Origin of the sequence: Actinoplanes sp. NPDC000266, assembly GCF_042899005.1 — a bacterium.
Taxonomy (GTDB): Bacteria; Actinomycetota; Actinomycetes; order Mycobacteriales; family Micromonosporaceae; genus Actinoplanes.
Window position 1 is genome coordinate 643,239 of record NZ_JBIAZI010000001.1, and the last position, 16,712, is coordinate 659,950.

At 68.7% G+C, this 16,712-nt stretch carries 17 protein-coding genes; 6 read left to right on the forward strand and 11 right to left on the reverse strand.

All coding sequences use genetic code 11. The features are described from left to right. Positions 1-94 precede the first annotated feature (94 nt). Entirely contained in the window at positions 95-1,258 is a 1,164-nt protein-coding gene (locus ACFY36_RS02600; RefSeq protein WP_499744122.1) for a spore photoproduct lyase family protein, read from the forward strand. Between the two features lie 300 nt (positions 1,259-1,558). Beyond that, complete coding sequence (locus ACFY36_RS02605; protein WP_499744123.1) at positions 1,559-2,326, forward strand: DUF6082 family protein; 768 nt, start codon at positions 1,559-1,561, stop codon at positions 2,324-2,326. On the opposite strand, the gene ACFY36_RS02610 is transcribed toward ACFY36_RS02605, so the two are convergent. Next, a complete protein-coding gene (locus ACFY36_RS02610; RefSeq protein ID WP_499744124.1) occupies positions 2,298-2,495 on the reverse strand; it encodes a DUF397 domain-containing protein in 198 nt (65 codons plus the stop codon). The two genes, ACFY36_RS02605 and ACFY36_RS02610, sit on opposite strands and share 29 nt — an antisense overlap. Positions 2,496-2,861: 366 nt before the next feature. Here ACFY36_RS02610 and gntF point away from each other — a divergent pair, with 366 nt between their 5' ends. Then, positions 2,862-4,187: a guanitoxin biosynthesis pre-guanitoxin forming N-methyltransferase GntF gene (gntF, locus tag ACFY36_RS02615; RefSeq protein ID WP_499744125.1), complete on the forward strand. Its 1,326-nt coding sequence runs from the start codon at positions 2,862-2,864 to the stop codon at positions 4,185-4,187. Between the two features lie 10 nt (positions 4,188-4,197). Here gntF and ACFY36_RS02620 read toward each other — a convergent pair whose 3' ends face one another. From ACFY36_RS02620 to ACFY36_RS02660, 9 genes are all read right to left on the reverse strand, one after another. Continuing rightward, on the reverse strand, positions 4,198-5,649 hold the full coding sequence (locus tag ACFY36_RS02620) for an ATP-binding protein (RefSeq protein ID WP_499744126.1): 1,452 nt from the start codon (positions 5,647-5,649) through the stop codon (positions 4,198-4,200). Between the two features lie 44 nt (positions 5,650-5,693). Beyond that, positions 5,694-6,587, reverse strand: coding sequence for a plasmid pRiA4b ORF-3 family protein (locus tag ACFY36_RS02625; protein ID WP_499744127.1), 894 nt, complete (start codon positions 6,585-6,587; stop codon positions 5,694-5,696). A 155-nt stretch (positions 6,588-6,742) separates the two neighbouring features. Further along, on the reverse strand, positions 6,743-7,006 hold the full coding sequence (locus ACFY36_RS02630) for a hypothetical protein (RefSeq protein WP_499744128.1): 264 nt from the start codon (positions 7,004-7,006) through the stop codon (positions 6,743-6,745). Between the two features lie 61 nt (positions 7,007-7,067). Then, a complete protein-coding gene (locus ACFY36_RS02635; protein ID WP_499744129.1) occupies positions 7,068-8,261 on the reverse strand; it encodes a hypothetical protein in 1,194 nt (397 codons plus the stop codon). A gap of 9 nt (positions 8,262-8,270) precedes the next feature. Next, positions 8,271-9,869: a beta-N-acetylhexosaminidase gene (locus ACFY36_RS02640; protein ID WP_499744130.1), complete on the reverse strand. Its 1,599-nt coding sequence runs from the start codon at positions 9,867-9,869 to the stop codon at positions 8,271-8,273. A 3-nt stretch (positions 9,870-9,872) separates the two neighbouring features. After that, positions 9,873-10,691: a carbohydrate ABC transporter permease gene (locus tag ACFY36_RS02645; protein ID WP_499744131.1), complete on the reverse strand. Its 819-nt coding sequence runs from the start codon at positions 10,689-10,691 to the stop codon at positions 9,873-9,875. Further along, the gene (locus ACFY36_RS02650; protein WP_499744132.1) at positions 10,688-11,653 is read right to left on the reverse strand and encodes a carbohydrate ABC transporter permease; all 966 of its coding nucleotides are present in this window, start codon (positions 11,651-11,653) and stop codon (positions 10,688-10,690) included. The genes ACFY36_RS02645 and ACFY36_RS02650 overlap by 4 nt, the downstream gene beginning before the upstream one ends. Next, positions 11,650-12,981: an extracellular solute-binding protein gene (locus ACFY36_RS02655; protein ID WP_499744133.1), complete on the reverse strand. Its 1,332-nt coding sequence runs from the start codon at positions 12,979-12,981 to the stop codon at positions 11,650-11,652. Before ACFY36_RS02655 ends, ACFY36_RS02650 begins: the two co-directional genes overlap by 4 nt. 14 nt (positions 12,982-12,995) lie before the next feature. Further along, complete coding sequence (locus tag ACFY36_RS02660) at positions 12,996-13,916, reverse strand: MurR/RpiR family transcriptional regulator (protein WP_498697036.1); 921 nt, start codon at positions 13,914-13,916, stop codon at positions 12,996-12,998. An 86-nt stretch (positions 13,917-14,002) separates the two neighbouring features. Here ACFY36_RS02660 and ACFY36_RS02665 point away from each other — a divergent pair, with 86 nt between their 5' ends. Genes ACFY36_RS02665 through ACFY36_RS02675 form a run of 3 tightly spaced genes read left to right on the forward strand, consistent with a single transcriptional unit; the run spans position 14,003 to position 15,632 of the window. Beyond that, on the forward strand, positions 14,003-14,902 hold the full coding sequence (locus ACFY36_RS02665) for an N-acetylglucosamine kinase (protein ID WP_499744134.1): 900 nt from the start codon (positions 14,003-14,005) through the stop codon (positions 14,900-14,902). A gap of 56 nt (positions 14,903-14,958) precedes the next feature. Further along, a complete protein-coding gene (locus ACFY36_RS02670; protein WP_499744135.1) occupies positions 14,959-15,207 on the forward strand; it encodes a FitA-like ribbon-helix-helix domain-containing protein in 249 nt (82 codons plus the stop codon). Next, positions 15,207-15,632, forward strand: coding sequence for a type II toxin-antitoxin system VapC family toxin (locus ACFY36_RS02675; protein ID WP_499744136.1), 426 nt, complete (start codon positions 15,207-15,209; stop codon positions 15,630-15,632). Before ACFY36_RS02670 ends, ACFY36_RS02675 begins: the two co-directional genes overlap by 1 nt. A gap of 10 nt (positions 15,633-15,642) precedes the next feature. Here ACFY36_RS02675 and ACFY36_RS02680 read toward each other — a convergent pair whose 3' ends face one another. After that, a complete protein-coding gene (locus ACFY36_RS02680; RefSeq protein WP_499744137.1) occupies positions 15,643-16,551 on the reverse strand; it encodes a TIGR03619 family F420-dependent LLM class oxidoreductase in 909 nt (302 codons plus the stop codon). Positions 16,552-16,712: the final 161 nt, after the last annotated feature.

A 16,712-nucleotide genomic window follows, 5' to 3' on the forward strand; every position in this document is an offset into this window, starting at 1 on the left:
ACGGGGGAATCGGGACGGGACGGGCGACCTGCCTCGCGTGCTTCGAACGACCAGCTCAGGGTACGTACGGACGGTGTCCTTCGACTCGGTTGACGTGACCCGGCCACTGGCGCCGGAGACGCCGGCGGCGCCGCACAGCGCCAGCGGCGAGGCGGTCGCCACCCATGACCTCGGCGCCGTGGCGCCACCCGCGAGCCCGGCCCGCCGGTGGACGCCGAAGCGGGTCGTGGCCACGCCGGCCGCGTACGACCACGCGCACGGACTGCGGATCATGTCGCTGGTCGAGGCGCGGGGCATCGAGGTCGAGCGGCTGAAAGGCAACCGGCTCACCGGACTGCGCGGGGAGAGCGACCGCGAGACGTACGCCCGGGCCAAAGCCACCATGGCGCTCGTGGTGAGCCCGCCCTCGCGCCGTAAGCTTCAGCCGATCGCGCCCAGCGCGGACTGGCGGTTCGACCTGGCCGAGGGCTGCCCCGCGCACTGTCAGTACTGCTATCTGGCCGGCTCGCTCTCCGGGCCGCCGGTGACCCGCGTCTACGCCGACCTCGACGACATCCTGGCCGGGCTCGCCGACTATGCCGGCCGGGGCACGATCACCAGCCGCCGCCAGGCCCGGCGCGACGAGGGGACGACGTTCGAGGCGTCCTGTTACACCGATCCGCTCGCCCTGGAGCACCTCACCGGCAGTTGGCGCCGAGCCGTCGAGCATTTCGGCGCCTGGGAGGCGCCGGTCCAGTTGCGCTGGACCACGAAGTTCGACGACGTGGGCAGCTTCGTGGGGCTTGCGCATCAGGGCCGTACGAGGGTGCGGCTGAGCGTCAACTGCCGCCCGGTCACCACGCGGGTCGAGGGCGGCACGAGCCGCTTGGAGGACAGGCTGGCCGCGCTGCGCCGCCTGGCCCTCGACGGCTATCCGGTGGGTGTCACCATCGCGCCGATCATCGCCGTCCCCGATTGGCGAACGCACTACGGTGAGCTGCTGGACGGCATCGCGGCGGCGGTAGGTGACGTGCCGGGCCTGGATCTGACGGCGGAGCTCATCACGCACCGGTTCACGCCCGGCAGCAAAGAGGTGCTGCTGAGCTGGTATCCGCGGACGAAGCTGGAGATGGACGAGGAGTCCCGAAGCCGGAAGCACGGCAAGTTCGGCGCGGTGAAATACGTCTACCCAGCGGAGACGATGACCGAGCTCCGTTCGTGGTTCCACGGGGAGATCGCCACCCGGCTGCCGGCCTGCCGCATCCTCTACTGGACGTGACTTCTCTTCCAACGGCCGTAGGGCCTCGTTTGTGGCGTAGTCCGCTGTCGTCCGGGCCTTGTAGCCGCGACGAGCGCGTTCGTCAGCGCCTCGCGCGATTCGGCCTCGCGCACCCGGTCATCGTCGACCTCCCCTCGAACAACCGTCCATTGTGCTTTCGAGCGATCGGGTCCTATGGGCCGAGGCTGTTCTGCCGCGGCGGAGATCGACCGGGGCTTGAACTCCTGAATGAAACACGACTGTCACTCTGAGCGAGCGTCCTGTTGCTATGTGTCTATCCCCGCGAGCGCAGGTGGCCCCATGGGAATCAGCCCGGCGAAACCCCGGAGAGTCCTCAAGAGCGAGCGGACCGAGAACTGGCTGTTGGCGTGCGGGCTCATCACGGTAGTGGTGACGGTGATGGCGTCGCCGCTCCTGATGATCCGGCTTCCGTCGGAAGAAGGCTTGCCCTGGCGGCATCTCGCCGATATCGGGCAAGCCTATGGAGGCGCTTCGGCGTTGTTGTCTGCGGCCGCACTGTGCGGCATCGTCGCATCTCTGTTGTATCAACGTCGACAGGTTCGTCAGCAGCTCGCGGAAATGGATCGTCAGCAACATCTCGAACTGATGGGCATGGTCCTCGAGAATCCTGAGCTCGTCGAGGTTCTGGACGCAAGAATCGCTGACAGCCCGCACGTGAAGAAAGAGCTGTTCGCGAACTCCATGATGATGTATTGGCTTACGCTCTGGGAATTAAGGGAAATCGACGATTTCGAGCTGCGGAACATGGCTGCCGACATGTTCCGCAGCGACATCACACGACGCTGGTGGTCACGGGTGGGGGCCGTATGGATCGGCACGAACGGTAGACCGGAACGCCGTCGGTTCGTCTCGATTGTCATTGAGGAACTCGCCAAGGCCCGGATGAGACCGGCCGTTTCGCCGTCGATCGAGCGTACCGGGAGCACTCACAGCGCACCGATGTCGCACCGCCGAGACGTCGCGATAATTGTCCTCGCGGCTGCGTTCGCCGGTCTGTCAGCCGTTGCCGTCCATAGAGTCAAGGCCGGCGGAGACGATCGGATTTGACCTCCTCGACAAAAGTTTTCCACGCGGCCTCGCTGAAAGTGAGTACCGCGCCGGCCGGGTCCTTGGAATCCCTCATGAATACCTGCTCACCCGGGTTTTCGCCGACGGCCACCTCCACGCATGCGCTATTGGCAACGGAATAAGAACTCTTGAACCAGGTTCTGGGCATGGCAAATACTCCGATACTGGATTAGCCCTATGAAGCGCAGCGGATTCGGATTCGAACATACGCTGATGGGAAAGATCGTGCTTCCCGCTCACCCGTTCAGGTGTCTCTGGGCGCGCGGGGCGGGACTGACTCGGCTGTCGGGACGGCAACCCGTCGGGCGAAGAGCTCACCTGCCACGTCTGCTCGCTGTGTCTCTCTACCGACAAGGTCGCCGACCATGTCCTCCCAGCAGCCACCTCCTAGCCCTCGCGGTGTGGTTGGACAGCTACTGACCACTTTCTGACCTGGACAGTGAGCACCCGGCCGACCGATCCTCGGGCCACATCGCTTCCACATCGCTTCCACGAGCCAAGCGGGGATCCGAACATGAACCGACGGGCGGTCGAGCTCAGGAACTGGACGGTCAGCGTCGCTGCCACCGCGGCGTCCAACTACGCGTTGGACGCCTGCGCGGCGGCGGCCGGGGTCGCGCTGGTCGCGTCGGGACTCATCGCCGGCTTCAGCCAGCCGTGGCTGCTGGTGCTCCTCGTGGCCAGCTACGCGGCCTGGGCCGTCGGGCTGCGAGCCGGCCTGCGGGCGAACTGGACCCTGCTGCTGCTCACCGGAACCAGCACCAACGTGCTCTCCAAAGCGGCGTACGACATAGCCCGTCGCACCTCGACCCGCCCCGCCGTGTCACGACTGGCCGCGGCCACCGGCTACGTCGGCACGCAGCTCGCCGGGGAGGGGATCTACTACGCCGGTGCCTTCAGCGCCGCGGCCTTCAGCGACGCGGTCACCACGGCCGAGGCGCTCGCCTTCCTGGCCGGGGCCAATCTGGCCGCCGCACTGTACGAGTACGGGCTCGCCCGCATCATCACGGGCGTGCTGCGCCGCCGACGCCGGTACGCGTCGTTCGACACCGACTGGGAACCGGCCGAGTACCTCGCGGGCTACTACCGCGCCGTGGAACCGGACGAGGTGGCCACCGTGGCCTTCCTGGTCGACGCGCTGAGACACGCCGAAGCGGGCCGGCCGGTGTTGTTCTTCGGCGTCGGCCCCACGCTGCACCACGTCTTCGCCGCGGCCGAAACAGCATCCGAGATCCACCTGGGCGACTACCTGCCGGCGAACCTGGCCGAGATCCAGCGGTGGATCCACCGCGAGCCGGGAGCCCACGACTGGCGCCCGTTTGTCCGCTACACCCTGCAGTGCGAGGGCGTAACCCACCCGACCGACGAGCAGATCGCCGCACGGGAGGACCTGACCAGAACGAAAATCACCAAGCTGGTCCAGGTCGACGCCCACCACCCCCGACCGGTGGATCGTCACTACGCGACAGTGATAAGCCCGTACTGCGCGGACTCGGCCACCGCCGACCGCACGACATGGTTGCTGTTCATGCGCCACATAACCGGCCTGGTCCAGCCGGGAGGCCTGTTCATCACGGCGGCCTTGCGCCGCTGCCGCGGCTACACGGTGGCCGGAAAGACCTTCCCCGGCGCCGACGTGGACGAACACGACCTCCGCGAGGCGCTACGCCCCGAGTTCGAGCCGCTGAACGGCGCGATCGAGGTCCAAACGACGTCCCAGGACGCCACCCACGGATACTCGGCGATCCTTCTCTGCCAGGCCCGGAGACCTATCGAGCCGAACAAGGCCGGCACGCAGATGACCCCCGCTCTCGGCGGGGTCGTCCGGGCCACGGCGTGAGCACCTTGCGCTATCTGCGGCCCCTGGCGTCCGCCTGCCGGTAGGTGGTCAGGCGGCCTTTGCCGCCTTCTTGGTGCACGAGGCCCTCGGCACGCAAATTGCGCAGCGCTTTGCGGATGTTCGGTGCGGTCAGTCGGAGCGCCGTTCCGAGTTCGGCGACGGTTTTCGGGCCCGAGTCGAGGGCTGCGTAGACGCTCAGCTCAGTTGCGGTCAGGGCCGCCAGCGGGTCGGCTGGGACGGCGGTGGAACGCAAAATGACGGTGAACCTGATGTTGGCGTCGATGTACTGGGCCGGCGGCAGCGCATGACTCGACAGCTCGTGGGCGATCGTGGGGATGCCACTGGCCAGCGCCTCGATGACACGGCCGCCGGTGCCGGCGGAGCGTACGTGCTGGCAGATTGCCACGAGGCGTGCGTTGCGGGCGGACGTCACGGCATCACGGCCCAGGCGGTCGACGGTGATGCCGTAAAGACCGCCTGGATTGGTGACGACGAGCCGGTCCCGGCGCAGGCGCACCTCGACGGCGAAGGCCTGCGACCAATCGTCGAGGTCGCGGTGGATGAGGGCGTTGGCGATGACTTCGCGGAACGCGAGTAGGGGATACGCGGGCTGGTCGCTGACGCTGCCATCGGGATTCTCGACGATCTTCGTGTCGAAAGTGCGTCGAGCCCAGTCCAGGGCGGCGTCCAGCATGCGGGGAGTGGGGCCGGTGATGGTGACCTGATTGCGGGCGCGCACCGACGGCGGATCCTGGGGAAGCGGTTCGGCGGCAGCTTGGATGACATAACGGGGAAAGAACTGCTGTGGGTGTACGCCTAGTGTCAGGAGGCCGGCCACGGTGGGCTGCCCTCCGTCGACGATCACTCCGGCCCGGCGTAGCAGTTCCGTGTCGTCCGGGAAACGGCCGAGACCGGTGGCATCCCGCTCCCGCACGGTTGCGAGATAGGCGGCGACCAGTTGCGGGTCGAGGTCGTCCGGACCTGCTCCTTCGACGGGCCGACGGTCGAACAACGGCGGCCGGCGGGCGGCGAGGAATCCTTGCGTCTCCAGGTCGGAGAGAGGGAAGTCGCCGTCGTAACCGCGCAGGTACGCGGTGCCGGAGGCGGTGACCCGGCATGGCTTGGCTGACGGGTCGCACTCATGGACGCGAGCTACGACTACCGGCTGCCCGTCGATCAGGCCGTCGTCGATGGTCAGCTGCACCGGGGGCGTGAACGCGCGCGCCTTCGCGGCGAGGCCCTGTTTGAGTGCTTGAGGATCGGTCAGTGTCACGGGGCGGAATCCCGCACGCTCGTCCAGTCCGAGGATGATGGTGCCGCCGCCCGGAAGGTTGGCGAGAGCGCTCAACGAGGAGGTCAGCGAAAGTGGAAGGCCGCCGGCCGCGGACTTGACCTCGATGGCCGTGGAATCGCCGCCCGAGGCGCGCAAGGTACGAACCAAACCGTCCAGATCCTGAGGCACGAAGTAAATGTAACCAGCCTGTAGTTACATTTCAAGCCTTCTAGTTACATTTGAGTTACATTAGCCTTGACCTGCACTTTTGCTTGACGTGTCAGTCTTGTTCGGTCAGCAGGCGGTTCACTTCGGCGGTGTCGAATCGGGACGGGTCGAAGTCGTCGGCGGTTGTCAGGTCGAGCCACTCCAGGCGGTCCTTGTGTTCGGGGTGGCTGGGGTCGGCGAGGATCTCGATGAGCTCGGTGTAGCCCCAGACGCCGCCGCAGTCGTCCGGTGGAGCGCGGGTAGGCGACCGGTTGGCGGTCGAGGATCTTCTCGACCACGATGTCGTGTTCCCAGTTGTCGCCGAAGTCGTACAGGTATCGCAGTTTCTGGCCGGCTGTCGGCGCGACCTGCTCCAGGGTCACGGGTTTCTCGGCACGATGGCCGAGCTCCCGGTCGGCGATACCGAAAGCGCCGTACGAGGTGTCGAAGACGTGCAGATGCGAGTCTTCCCAGCCGAACGCTGTCTGGATGGTGCGGTGCAGGTCGGACAGGCTGGTGTCGGCGGTGACTTCCAAACGGCGCCAGATCGGCGGCCGCGACGGTTCGGGCAGGGTGCCCATCCGGGCGCGCAGCAGCACGGCCAGCGAGTGATGGCCGTCGCGGGCGTCCGACGCCGCCTCATCGTCCTCCCGATCGTGGACGGCGCGGGCGTTAAGGGCCCGCTCGACCTGCCACCGGAACTCGGCCGGGTCGAGGTCTTCGACGGTGTGCGCCGTGCCGTCCGCCTCGAGCATGGTGATGACTTCGCCGAGCGTCTCGCCCGGAAACAAGCTCATTTCCTCGGCCGCGTCACAGTCGGTGTGGTTGACGTGGACGACGAAGCCGTGTGAGCGGCCGGACCGTTCGAATGAGCACAGCAGCGACGACTCGGCGGTCGCGTCGCCGTAGCGCCGGAGCATCGTCGCCTTCAACGGCCGGGACAACTCGTCGGCCCAGGCCGGCGCGGGAATTCCGGCCGCCAGCAGACGCCGGGCCTGCTCGGCGGCTCCCGTCCGGGGCTCGACCGCCGCGCTGGCGAGCAGCAGGGCCGGCGCGGCGGGCGTGGACAGTTCCGCTATCGCGGAACGATCTCCTCGGACAACGTCTCCACGAGGCCCACGAAGCTCGCGCCGAGCAATTCCGCCTCCAGCGGATCGTCGACGGCCAGGAGAGGCGCAGCGGCGGCGGTCAGATCGCCGGCGAACGCCTGTGGATCGAGCTCGGCGCCCGAACAGTCCGGGCAGTCGCACTCCTGCCCAGCCTCCGGCACCGCTCTGAGGACACGCTGACCCGAGCGGCGGGGCTTCGCTTTCTTCCGGCGGCGGCTCACGGGACTCATCCGGCCATCCTGCCAATAGATCATCGCCGGCGTCGTGGGCCTTCACCCGTCCGATACCGGGTCACAAGCGGAACGGGTTGCGGCCCAGAGCGGCCAGCAAATACCAGGCTGTGGCTCCGGTGTGCAGGCTCGCGTAGTACAGGTCGCCGAAGCCTGTGTCCAGGCCGTCGCTGGAAGCGGCCGGGATTCCCCGACCGTCGCCGTTCGGGGTGGTCGCTTGAGCCCGGCCTATGTTCCACAGCAGTTTGCGGCTCAGCAAAGCGTCGCCCCGGCTGCCCCGGGCCTGCAGAGCCAAGGCCGTGTGTGCCGTGCCCTCCAGCCACACCTTGCTCGTGTCCGTGTCGCTGTAGCTCACGCCGTAGACGTTGGCGTCGAAGGCGGCCAGCCGGTCCAGCACCCACGTCACCGAGCGGTCGTAGCGGCGGTCGCCCGTGGCCAGGCGGGCCCACGTCTGCACGTCCTCCGGGATCGGGATCCTGTTCGTCGTCGTGCCGTCCGGGTCGGTTCCCGTCCACACGTGGCCGGTCGCCCGGTCCTGCATGGCCGCCACGAAAGCGAACGCCGCCTGGGCTCGGGTGGTCCAGACTCGCTTTCCGGTCAAGCGCGCCAGCATCGTGAAGAAAGCGCCCACGTCGATGTTGTGCTCGGTCGCTTTGAACGTGTTGGGCTGGTCGTCGGCCGTACGACCGCCGGTGTAACCGAAAGGCGCCCGCCCGCCGTCCCATGTCCTGTCCTGGATCCACGTCGCCTCGCGCAGGGCGCCGTCGAGGAAACGCTGGTGGCGGGTCCGGGCGTACAGCTGGGCGAAAGCCATGCCGACCCAGGCCTGGTTGCCGGTGTACGCCGCCGGCGAGCCGATCTCGAAGGTCTCCGGCTGGTACGAGGCCCGGGTGCGGCCGTCGCCGATCGGGTCGTTCTTCTGCACGTGGAGCAGGGTGTCGCCGAGGATCGTGGCGCGGCGGACGTCCCCGTGCGCCAGCCACGCCATGATGACCAGGGCGTCGTCGTACGCGAAGGACGACACGAAGTTCCCGAGGAAGCCGCCCGTGTAGCTGCGTGGCACCCGGAGGGCGCTCCCCGAGCCGTACTCGTCGAATTTGCTGGTGAGGAAGGCGAACGCCGCCTTGACCGACGACGGGGTGGCGCCCGCGGTCCACGACGAGGCCGAAGCCGACGCCGAGGCCGGGGACGGGATGAGGGAACCGGTCAGTACGGCGGTGAGAGTGCCCAGGACGTTGCGACGGGAGGCGTACACGGGTGCTCCTCAGGAGACGCTGATGTTGGCTACCAGTTGCGCGATGTGTGCGGCCCGCTGCTCGCGCGTGTCGGGACGGCCGGGGATGCCGGGCCGGCGCTGCCAGGGGCGCGGGCCGTCGGCCCGGCGATATTCGACGCCCAGGGCGTCCAGCCTCAGCAGGTGGTGCTGAAGGCGGCGTTCGAAGTCGTCGAAGTCGCGGTCGGCCGGGCCCCACAGCGCCTCCGCGATCGCGCAGAGACGCGGGAAGACCAGATAGTCGACCGTACGGGGGGAGTCCGCGTGCTCCGTCCAGATGTTGGCCTGCCCGCCCAGCACGTGCTTCGCCTCGTCCTCGGTCAGGCCCGGCGGCACCGGGTCGAGGGCGTACACGTCGCGCAGGGTCAGCGGGATCGAGACCGGGATGGGCTCGTCCGGCAGCTCGGACTGGCGGTAGTCGAGGTAGGCCAGGTCGTCGGGGCAGGCCACCACGTCGTATCCGCGCCGGGCCGCCGCGAGGGCGCCGGTCAGGCCCCGCCACGAGGCGATGACCGCGCCGGGGGCGAGGTTGCCCTCGAGGATCTCGTCCCAGCCGAACAGGCGGCGGCCGGCCGCGTTCAGGTGCTCGCCCAGACGTCCGATGAACCAGGCCTGGAGGCCCTCCTCGGTCGCCACGCCCAGCTCAGCCATCCGCTGCTGGGTGCGCGGGTCGGAGCGCCACTGGGTCTTCGGGCATTCGTCGCCGCCCACGCCGATGTAGCGTGACGGGAACAGCTCGAGCACCTCGTCGAGCACCCCGCGGAAGAAGTCCACGGTGGACTCCTCGACGTTCAGGATGTCCTCGCTGATGCCCCAGCGCGTCCAGACCTCCACCGGCTGACCTGTCACACCCAATTGGGGGTACGCCGCCACGGCCGCCCGCACGTGCCCGGGAGACTCCACCTCCGGCACGACCGTGATGAACCGTTCCGCGGCGTAGGCGACGATCTCCCGTACGTCCTCCTGCGTGTAGAACCCGCCGTGCGGACGGCCGTCGCCGGGCGCGTCCTTGCCCGCGCCGACCTGGCTCTCCCGCCGCCACGCGCCGACCTCGGTGAGGCGCGGATAGCGCGTGATCTCCAGCCGCCAGCCCTGGTCGTCGGTCAGGTGCCAGTGCAGGGTGTTGAGCCGGTGCATCGCCATCAGGTCGATGAAGCGCATGACGTCGTGCTTGGGCATGAAATGACGTACGACATCAAGCATCGCCCCTCGCCAGGCGAAACGGGGCTTGTCGTGCACGCGGGCCGCCGGAATTGTCCAGACTTTCCGGTCAAAAGGGGCGCGCCGATAGATCGTCGGCGGCAGCAGCTGCAAGAGCGCCTGACAGCCGTAGAACACCCCGGCCGACCCGCCGCCGATGATCGTCGCGCGATCGGTGGTGACGTCCATCCGGAACTCTTCCGTGGCGAGATCGTCGTCCAGGCCGAGCGCGATGGTGCCGGCCTTCGTCTCCCGGAGGGGGAGCCGCAGCGCCTGCCGCAGCCAGGCGAGGACTCCGGACAATTCGGCCGGGGAGGAGATGGTGGAGCTGTGGTCGAGGGCGAGCGAACCCTGACCGGGGACGAACGAGAGTGGAGCGGGGATCAACAAGGTCTAGCCCTTCACGGCGCCGGCGGACATACCGGCCACCAGATTGCGCTGGATGATCAGGAAGAACACGACGACGGGAACGGAGAAGAGGACGGAGGCCGCCATCTGACCGCCGAAGTCGGTGCCGGTGTGCGGGTTGGTGAACGAGGCCAGCCAGACCGGCAGGGTGTAGTGGCTCTGGTCCTGCATGAACGTGTAGGCGAACAGATAGTCGTTCCAGGCCGCGATGAACGCGAAGATGCCGGTCGAGATGACACCCGGCGCGACCAGCGGGAACAGGACGCTGGTGAGCACGCGCCAGGTGCTCGCGCCGTCCATCCGGGCCGCCTCCTCGATCTCGGCCGGGATGGTCACGAAGAAGCCGCGCATCACCCAGATCGAGAACGGAAGGACGGTCGCCACGTACGCCAACACCAGTGCCGCGTACGTCCCCAGAAGGTCGAGCTGGTTGAACATGACGAACATCGGGATGAGCAGGGCCGTGCCCGGCAGCATCTGCACGGCCAGGATGACCACCATGAGCAGCCGGCGCCCCCGGAAGCGGAAGCGGGACAGCGCGGCCGCCGCGAAGATGCCCAGCACGATCGAGACCAGCACCGTCGCGACGACCACGATGACGCTGTTCCGCAGGTTGGTGAGGAAGTGCTCCTGGCTGACCGCGTTGACGAAGTTGTCGAACGTCGGGTGCCGCGGCACGAAGTGCGGCGTCGGGGTCATCACCTCCGAGCGCGGCTTGAACGCCGTGTTGACCATCCAGTAGACCGGGAAGGCCCAGATCAGGCAGAAGATCGCCGCGAGCGTGTTGGCTACCTTGTGCTTCACAGGTCCTCTCCCGACTTGAGCAGTCTGCGGATGTAGAGCGCGGTCAGCCCGAGCAGCAGCAGCGTCGTGACCACCGAGATGGCCGCGCCCTGCCCGATGTGGAAGCCGACGAACGCGGTCTTGTACGTGTAGACGCCGAGCGTGCTGGTGGCGTCGCCCGGCCCGCCGCGCGAGATCAGCCAGATCTGGTTGAACACGTTGTAGTCCCAGATCACCGACAGGATCGTGACCAGCAGCAGCGTCGGGCGCAGGTGGTTGAGCGTGATCATCCGGTAGACGGTGAGCTCGGTGGCGCCGTCCATCCGGGCCGCCTCGAGATATTCGCGCGGGACCTGCGTCTCGGCCGCGTTCAGGGTCAGCGCGATGAACGGCACGGCCTGCCAGACGATCAGGAGCCAGATGACGACGTACGCCCTCGCGGGGTCCTGCGTCCAGTCGAGGCTGGTCGTGTCACCGAAGACCCTCAGCTGGTCGAGACCCCAGTTGACCACCCCGTACCCGGGCTGGAAGAGCCAGTTCCACACCAGCGACGAGGCCACGTTGGGCATGGCCCAGGCGACGATGAGCACCACCGTGACCGTGTAGCGCCACCGTCGGCCGAGCCGGGTCAGCAGGTGCGAGACGCCCATCCCGATCAGCACGCTGCCGGCCACCATGGCCGAGGTGAACAGCACCGTGCGGACCAGCGAGGCCCAGAAGGCGCCGCTGCTCAGCAGGTCCGCGTACTGGTCGAGGCCGACCGAGCGGTAGGCGCCGGTGAACAGGCTCCGCTGGTTGTAGTCGGTGAACGACGTGAAGACCAGGAAGCCGATCGGCGCCAGCGTCACCACGGCCAGCACGAGGCCGGCCGGGCTCAGCAGGAACAGCGGGGCGAGTTCGCGCCTCTTTCCACGCGGGCGGGAGGCGGGTGGGGCCGGCGCGGCCGGCGGAGCGCCGGCCGCGTCGGTGATCACGGTGGTCACTTACCGCCGGCGAGAGTCTCGCCGAGGTGGGCGTCGAATTCCTTGCCGGCCACCTCGGGGGTCTTGGCGCCGGAGGCGACCGCCGAGAAGACCTGGTTGACGCTCTTGTCGCCCTCCAGGGTCGGCCACTGCGCGGCGGCCGGGGTCGCCTTGGACGACAGGGCGGCGGTGAAGAACGCCTTCTGCTGCTCCTTCAGGGCCGGCTCGGCGGCCTGGATGGCCTCGGTGCTGTTCGGGATCCAGCCGTCCTTGCCGAAGACCCACTTGTCCTGCATCTCCGGGCTGCCGGCGATCTTCGCCCACTGCAGCGCCAGGTCCTGGGCGTCGCTCTTGGTGGCGATGCCCCAGACCGAGCCGCCCAGCATCACCGGCTGGTTCTTGCCCGAGACGCCGGGCAGCGGGAACGTGCCGATGTCCTCGGACTTGATGTTCGGGTTGGTCTTCTGGATCAGGCCGACCGCGCCGCCGGAGGCCAGGATGGCCGAGGTCTTGCCGTCGGCGAACAGCTGGACCTGGTCGGGCGAGTCGGTGTCGAGGGTGCGGGAGGCCTCGGTGGAGTACGTGTTCTGGAAGGTCTTGAACTCGGTCAGGCCCTTCTGGCCGGCCGGGGAGGAGAAGCCGCCCTTCCAGTTCCCGCCCTCGTTGGTGGCGATCTCGCCGCCCGCGTCCCAGAGGAACTGCAGGCCCGCGTACCAGTACTGGCCCGGCATGTAGAACGGCGAGAAGTCGGCGGCCGGGTTCTTTGCCTTGATCTTGTCAAGAGCGGCGGTCAATTCGGTGTACGTGGTGGGAGCGGCCGTGACACCGGCGGCGGCCCAGGTCTTCTTGTTGTAGATGACCGCGCGGGCGCCGGCGAAGCCGGGCACGGCGTAGAGCGCGCCGTCCACAGTGGCCGGCTCCTCGAGGCCGGCCAGCCAGGTGCGGCCCTGCTTGAGGTCGTCCTTGTACTGGCTCAAGTCGAGCAGTCCGCCGTTGGCGGCGAAGCCGGGCACCTGGGTGTTGCCGAGGTCGAGCACGTCCGGCGTGCCCGAGGTGGACAGCGCCGTGCTTATCTTCGTGGTGATGCCCTCCCACTGCTGGATCTGCAGGTCGACCTTGGCCCCCGTGGCCTCGGTGAACTTGGCGTTGATGGCGTTGAGGGTCTCGTCGGTGTAGTCGTCGGTCATGACCCAGACGGTGAGGGTCTTGCCCTCCCCGCGGGCGGTGGGCACGGCGCCCGGCGTTCCGCCGCCGCTGTCACCGCCGTTCCCGTCGCTGCTGCAGGCGCTCACTGTCAGAAGGGCGGCGGCGCTCAGGGCGACGGCCGCGATATAGCGGTGGGACCGCATGATGACTCCTCATGTCAGGACTTGCTTCTCCCGCGATTGCGGGTGGGGTTCTTCTCGGGGAGGCGATGGGCGTCGACCGCGCGAACGGTCAGTTCCAGGGCTTCGGCCGTACGCTCGTACGTGCGCTGAGCGACGGCGACGTAGATCATGTCGAGCACGAGCAGCTGCGAGTGGAGAGCCGCGAGCGCCGCCAGCCGGAACGTGGTCTCCTGCACCGCCGTCGTGAAGACGACGTCGGCGACCTCGGCCAGCGGGGAACGGCTGTAACTGGTGACCGCGACCGTGAGCGCGCCGTGGTCGGCCGCCTCGGCCAGGGTCTCGATGACCTCACGGGTGCGCCCCGAGTGGGACAGCCCGATCGCCACGTCACCGGGGAGCAGAAGGGCAGCGTTGGTGAGCGCGGTGTGGCTGTCGAGCCGGTGCCACACCGGCACCCGGATGCGCTCGAGGCGGAACGCCATCTCGCGCGCCGAGGTGCCGCTGCTGCCCAGGCCGAACAGCTCGACCCGCTTCGCGCCGGCGATCTCGGCCGCGACCCGGTCGATGGCGGCCATGTCGAGGGCGGCCGCGGTGTCGTGGATGGCCCGGGTGTCGGCGGCGGTGACAACACCCAGCACGTCGGTCAGCGGATCGCTGGGCGCGATGTCCCCGCTGATGTCGGTCTCCCACCGGGCCTGCTCGGCCCGGCCGGTCTCGGTCGCGACGGCCACGCGCAGATTGGCGTAGCCCTTGAAACCCAGCGTCCGGCTGAACCGGGTGACCGTCGCGGTCGACGTGCCCGATCGCTCGGCCAGGTCGACGATGCTCGCGTTGGCGGCCGCCTCGGGGTCGGCCAGGATCGTCTCGGCGATCCGGGCCAGGGCCTCCGGCATGCCGGGCCCCTCGATCCGCAGGCGGCCGAGAAGGCCTCCGCTCTCACCGGTCACGTCGGTCATCCTTTTCATCGTTCGCTGTTGCCGATGAAAATTACGACCGAAGAGTGAACTAGTCAACAACTTTTGTCTGTGCTTCTATCAGGCTCATGAACTTGGTGGTCGGAGTCGACGCGGGCGGCACGTCCTCCCGCGCCGTGGTCGCCACGACCGGCGGCACCCTGATCGGGCGCGGCCTGGCCGGCCCCGGCAACCCGCTGACGGCCGGCGCCGACCGCGCCGCCGAGGCCGTGGCCACCGCCGTGCGCGCGGCACTGGGCGATCACGCGCCGGGGCTGGTCGGCGCGGCCACCTTGGGCATAGCCGGCCCCGCGACGGCCGCGCAGTTCGCGCCGGCGCTGGCCGCCCTGGGCGTGAACGCCCCGGTCACGGTCGTCGGCGACGTGGTGACGACGTTCGCCTCGGGCACGCCGGCCCCGTGGGGCGCGGCCCTGATAGCCGGCACCGGGGCCATAGCGGCATCGGTCCGCGACGACGCGGTGGAACGCACCTCGGACGGCCTGGGCTGGCTGCTGGGCGACGAGGGTTCCGGCCGCTGGCTGGGCCTGCGCGCCGTCCGCACGGCCGTGCGAACCTGGTCCACCCCGTTCGCGGCCCAGGTCGCGGCCCAGGCGGGCGTCACCACCGCCGACGAGATGGTCTATTGGGCGCAGGCGCTTCCGTGGGACGAGATAGGCGACCTCGCCCCACTGGTCTGCGCGGCGGCCCGCGCCGGAGACCCCCAAGCCTCAGCCATAGTCGAGGAGGCGGTGGCCCACTTGGTGGCAACCTTGGACGACCTGGGCGCCGACGGCCCGGTGGTCCTGGGCGGCGGCCTACTGGCCGGCGACACCCCCGTACGAGAAGGGCTCCTGAAGGTCTTGCGTTCCCGAGGCTTGCACCCGCGCACAGGCCGAGACCCCGCCGCCGGCGCCGCCTGGCTGGCCGCCCGCCCCCTGAGCCCACTGACATCCGCCGCCTTGCATGAGGCGCTCCTCGGCCAGGCATAGAAGCCTTGCCCCTGCGCTAGCATTGCTATCAGTCGGCTTGACTAGGAGATGAGCGGATGGCGGCCCTGAGCATCAGAGACCTTGACGACTCTGTCAAAGAGAAGCTGCGTCTGCGCGCCGCCCGGCACGGCCGTTCCATGGAGGCAGAGATCCGCCTGATCCTCACGGCGGCCGCCACCGAGGACGAGCGTCCGCAAAACGACCTCTTCAGTGCTCTCACCGCGCGGTTCACGCAGCTCGGTGGCGTTGACCTCGACCCACCGGCCCGGACCACTCCGCCCCGGGCGGCGGAATTCGGCGAGTAATGATCGTCCTCGACACCAACGTCGTGTCCGAGCTCATGCGTGCCGCGCCGGATCGAGCCGTGCTTGCATGGCTCCAGCAAACGTCCGGCACAGGGCTTTACACCACGGCAGTGACCGTGGCCGAAGTCCGTTACGGCATTGCACGGCTGCCGGAGGGTCGACGCCGCGAGACATTGCATCAGGCCGCCAACGAGATCTTCGCGGCGTTCCCGCGTCAGGTTCTTCCGTTCGACCTGGCTGCGGCGACTGCGTATGCCGACCTGGTCTCCGACCGCGAGAAAGCTGCCCATCCGATCAGTGGATTCGACGGTCAGATCGCTGCGATCTGCCGGTCCCGCGCAGCGACGCTTGCCACTCGGAACACGAAAGACTTCACCGGCACCGGGATCAGCCTGGTTGATCCGTGGCAGGAGATGACCGCTTGAGGTGGTCCTCTCAGCCGGCCAGGGTCTTCAGTTCGGCGATCAGGCGCAAGTGGCTGTCGATGCCGTCCGGGGCGACGTTGTAGAACAGCACGTGGTCGACTCCGGAGCCTTCGAGGCGCTTCAGGTCGCCGGCGATCTCGTGGGGGGAGCCGCCCAGGAACGGGCGGGCGTCGCCGAGCGGGTCGGCGGTGATCGGCACGTTGGCCCGGGCCGTCACGGTCAAGGTGTCGGCGTCGCGGCCGAGCTCGCGGGCCGTCTCGCGGAACGTACGGGCGGCCTCGGTGAGTTGATCGTACGAGAAAGCGTTGGGGTTGACGCCGTCGGCGATCCGCGCCGCCCGCGCCTGGCCGGCCGGGGTGGCGGCGCCCACGATGATCGGCACGTGGGCCTGCACCGGCTTCGGGTTCACCTCGGACGCCTCGATCTGGTAGAACCGTCCCTCGTACTCCACCGGGTCGGGCCCCCAGCAGGCCCGCATGGCCTCGATGACCTCGTCGAGCCCGGCGCCGCGGCGCTTGAGGGGGACGTTGGCGGTGGCGAACTCCTGCGGCATCCACCCCTGGCCGAGGCCCGCGACGACCCGCCCCTCGCTGAACTGGTCGAGCGTGGCGAACCGCCTCGCCAGCACCACGGGCGGGTGGAACAGCGCGTCGATGATGCTGGTGCCCAGCCTGATCCGCTCGGTCACGGCCGCGACGAAGCTGAGCGTCTCGATCGGGTCGTACGTCAGCCGGTAGTCCTCCGGGATGCGCTGGAGCTCCCCGTCCGGGCCGGGGAACAGCGGCGCCAGCGGGCGCAGCAGCCGCTCGTACGTCCACAATGCCGCGTAGCCGAGCTGTTCCGCCTCCCGCGCCACCCGCAGGATGTTGGCCTTGGAGGCCAGCGGCCCGGACGTCGGCAATGCCATTCCCAGTTCCACACTCGCTCCTCGGTCTCCCGGGCGGCCTCCGCGCCCCCCGATTGCCACCTTAGAACGCCGGAGCTGAGAAGAGGCTGGCATCGATGTCAGATCGGATGGCCCGTTCGGCGGATTCGCCATGGCGGAATGGGGAACATTTACGATCATGAAAGGCCTGTTCG

What these genes read in the sequence shown, in the direction of transcription:
- ACFY36_RS02605 (WP_499744123.1), top strand. Translation starts at nt 1,559, where the DNA reads ATGGGAATCAGCCCGGCGAAACCCCGGAGAGTCCTCAAGAGCGAGCGG.
- ACFY36_RS02610 (WP_499744124.1), bottom strand. Translation starts at nt 2,495, where the DNA reads ATGCCCAGAACCTGGTTCAAGAGTTCTTATTCCGTTGCCAATAGCGCA.
- gntF (WP_499744125.1), top strand. Translation starts at nt 2,862, where the DNA reads ATGAACCGACGGGCGGTCGAGCTCAGGAACTGGACGGTCAGCGTCGCT.
- ACFY36_RS02625 (WP_499744127.1), bottom strand. Translation starts at nt 6,587, where the DNA reads ATGCTCCGGCGCTACGGCGACGCGACCGCCGAGTCGTCGCTGCTGTGC.
- ACFY36_RS02630 (WP_499744128.1), bottom strand. Translation starts at nt 7,006, where the DNA reads ATGAGTCCCGTGAGCCGCCGCCGGAAGAAAGCGAAGCCCCGCCGCTCG.
- ACFY36_RS02655 (WP_499744133.1), bottom strand. Translation starts at nt 12,981, where the DNA reads ATGCGGTCCCACCGCTATATCGCGGCCGTCGCCCTGAGCGCCGCCGCC.
- ACFY36_RS02660 (WP_498697036.1), bottom strand. Translation starts at nt 13,916, where the DNA reads ATGACCGACGTGACCGGTGAGAGCGGAGGCCTTCTCGGCCGCCTGCGG.
- ACFY36_RS02665 (WP_499744134.1), top strand. Translation starts at nt 14,003, where the DNA reads ATGAACTTGGTGGTCGGAGTCGACGCGGGCGGCACGTCCTCCCGCGCC.
- ACFY36_RS02670 (WP_499744135.1), top strand. Translation starts at nt 14,959, where the DNA reads ATGGCGGCCCTGAGCATCAGAGACCTTGACGACTCTGTCAAAGAGAAG.
- ACFY36_RS02675 (WP_499744136.1), top strand. Translation starts at nt 15,207, where the DNA reads ATGATCGTCCTCGACACCAACGTCGTGTCCGAGCTCATGCGTGCCGCG.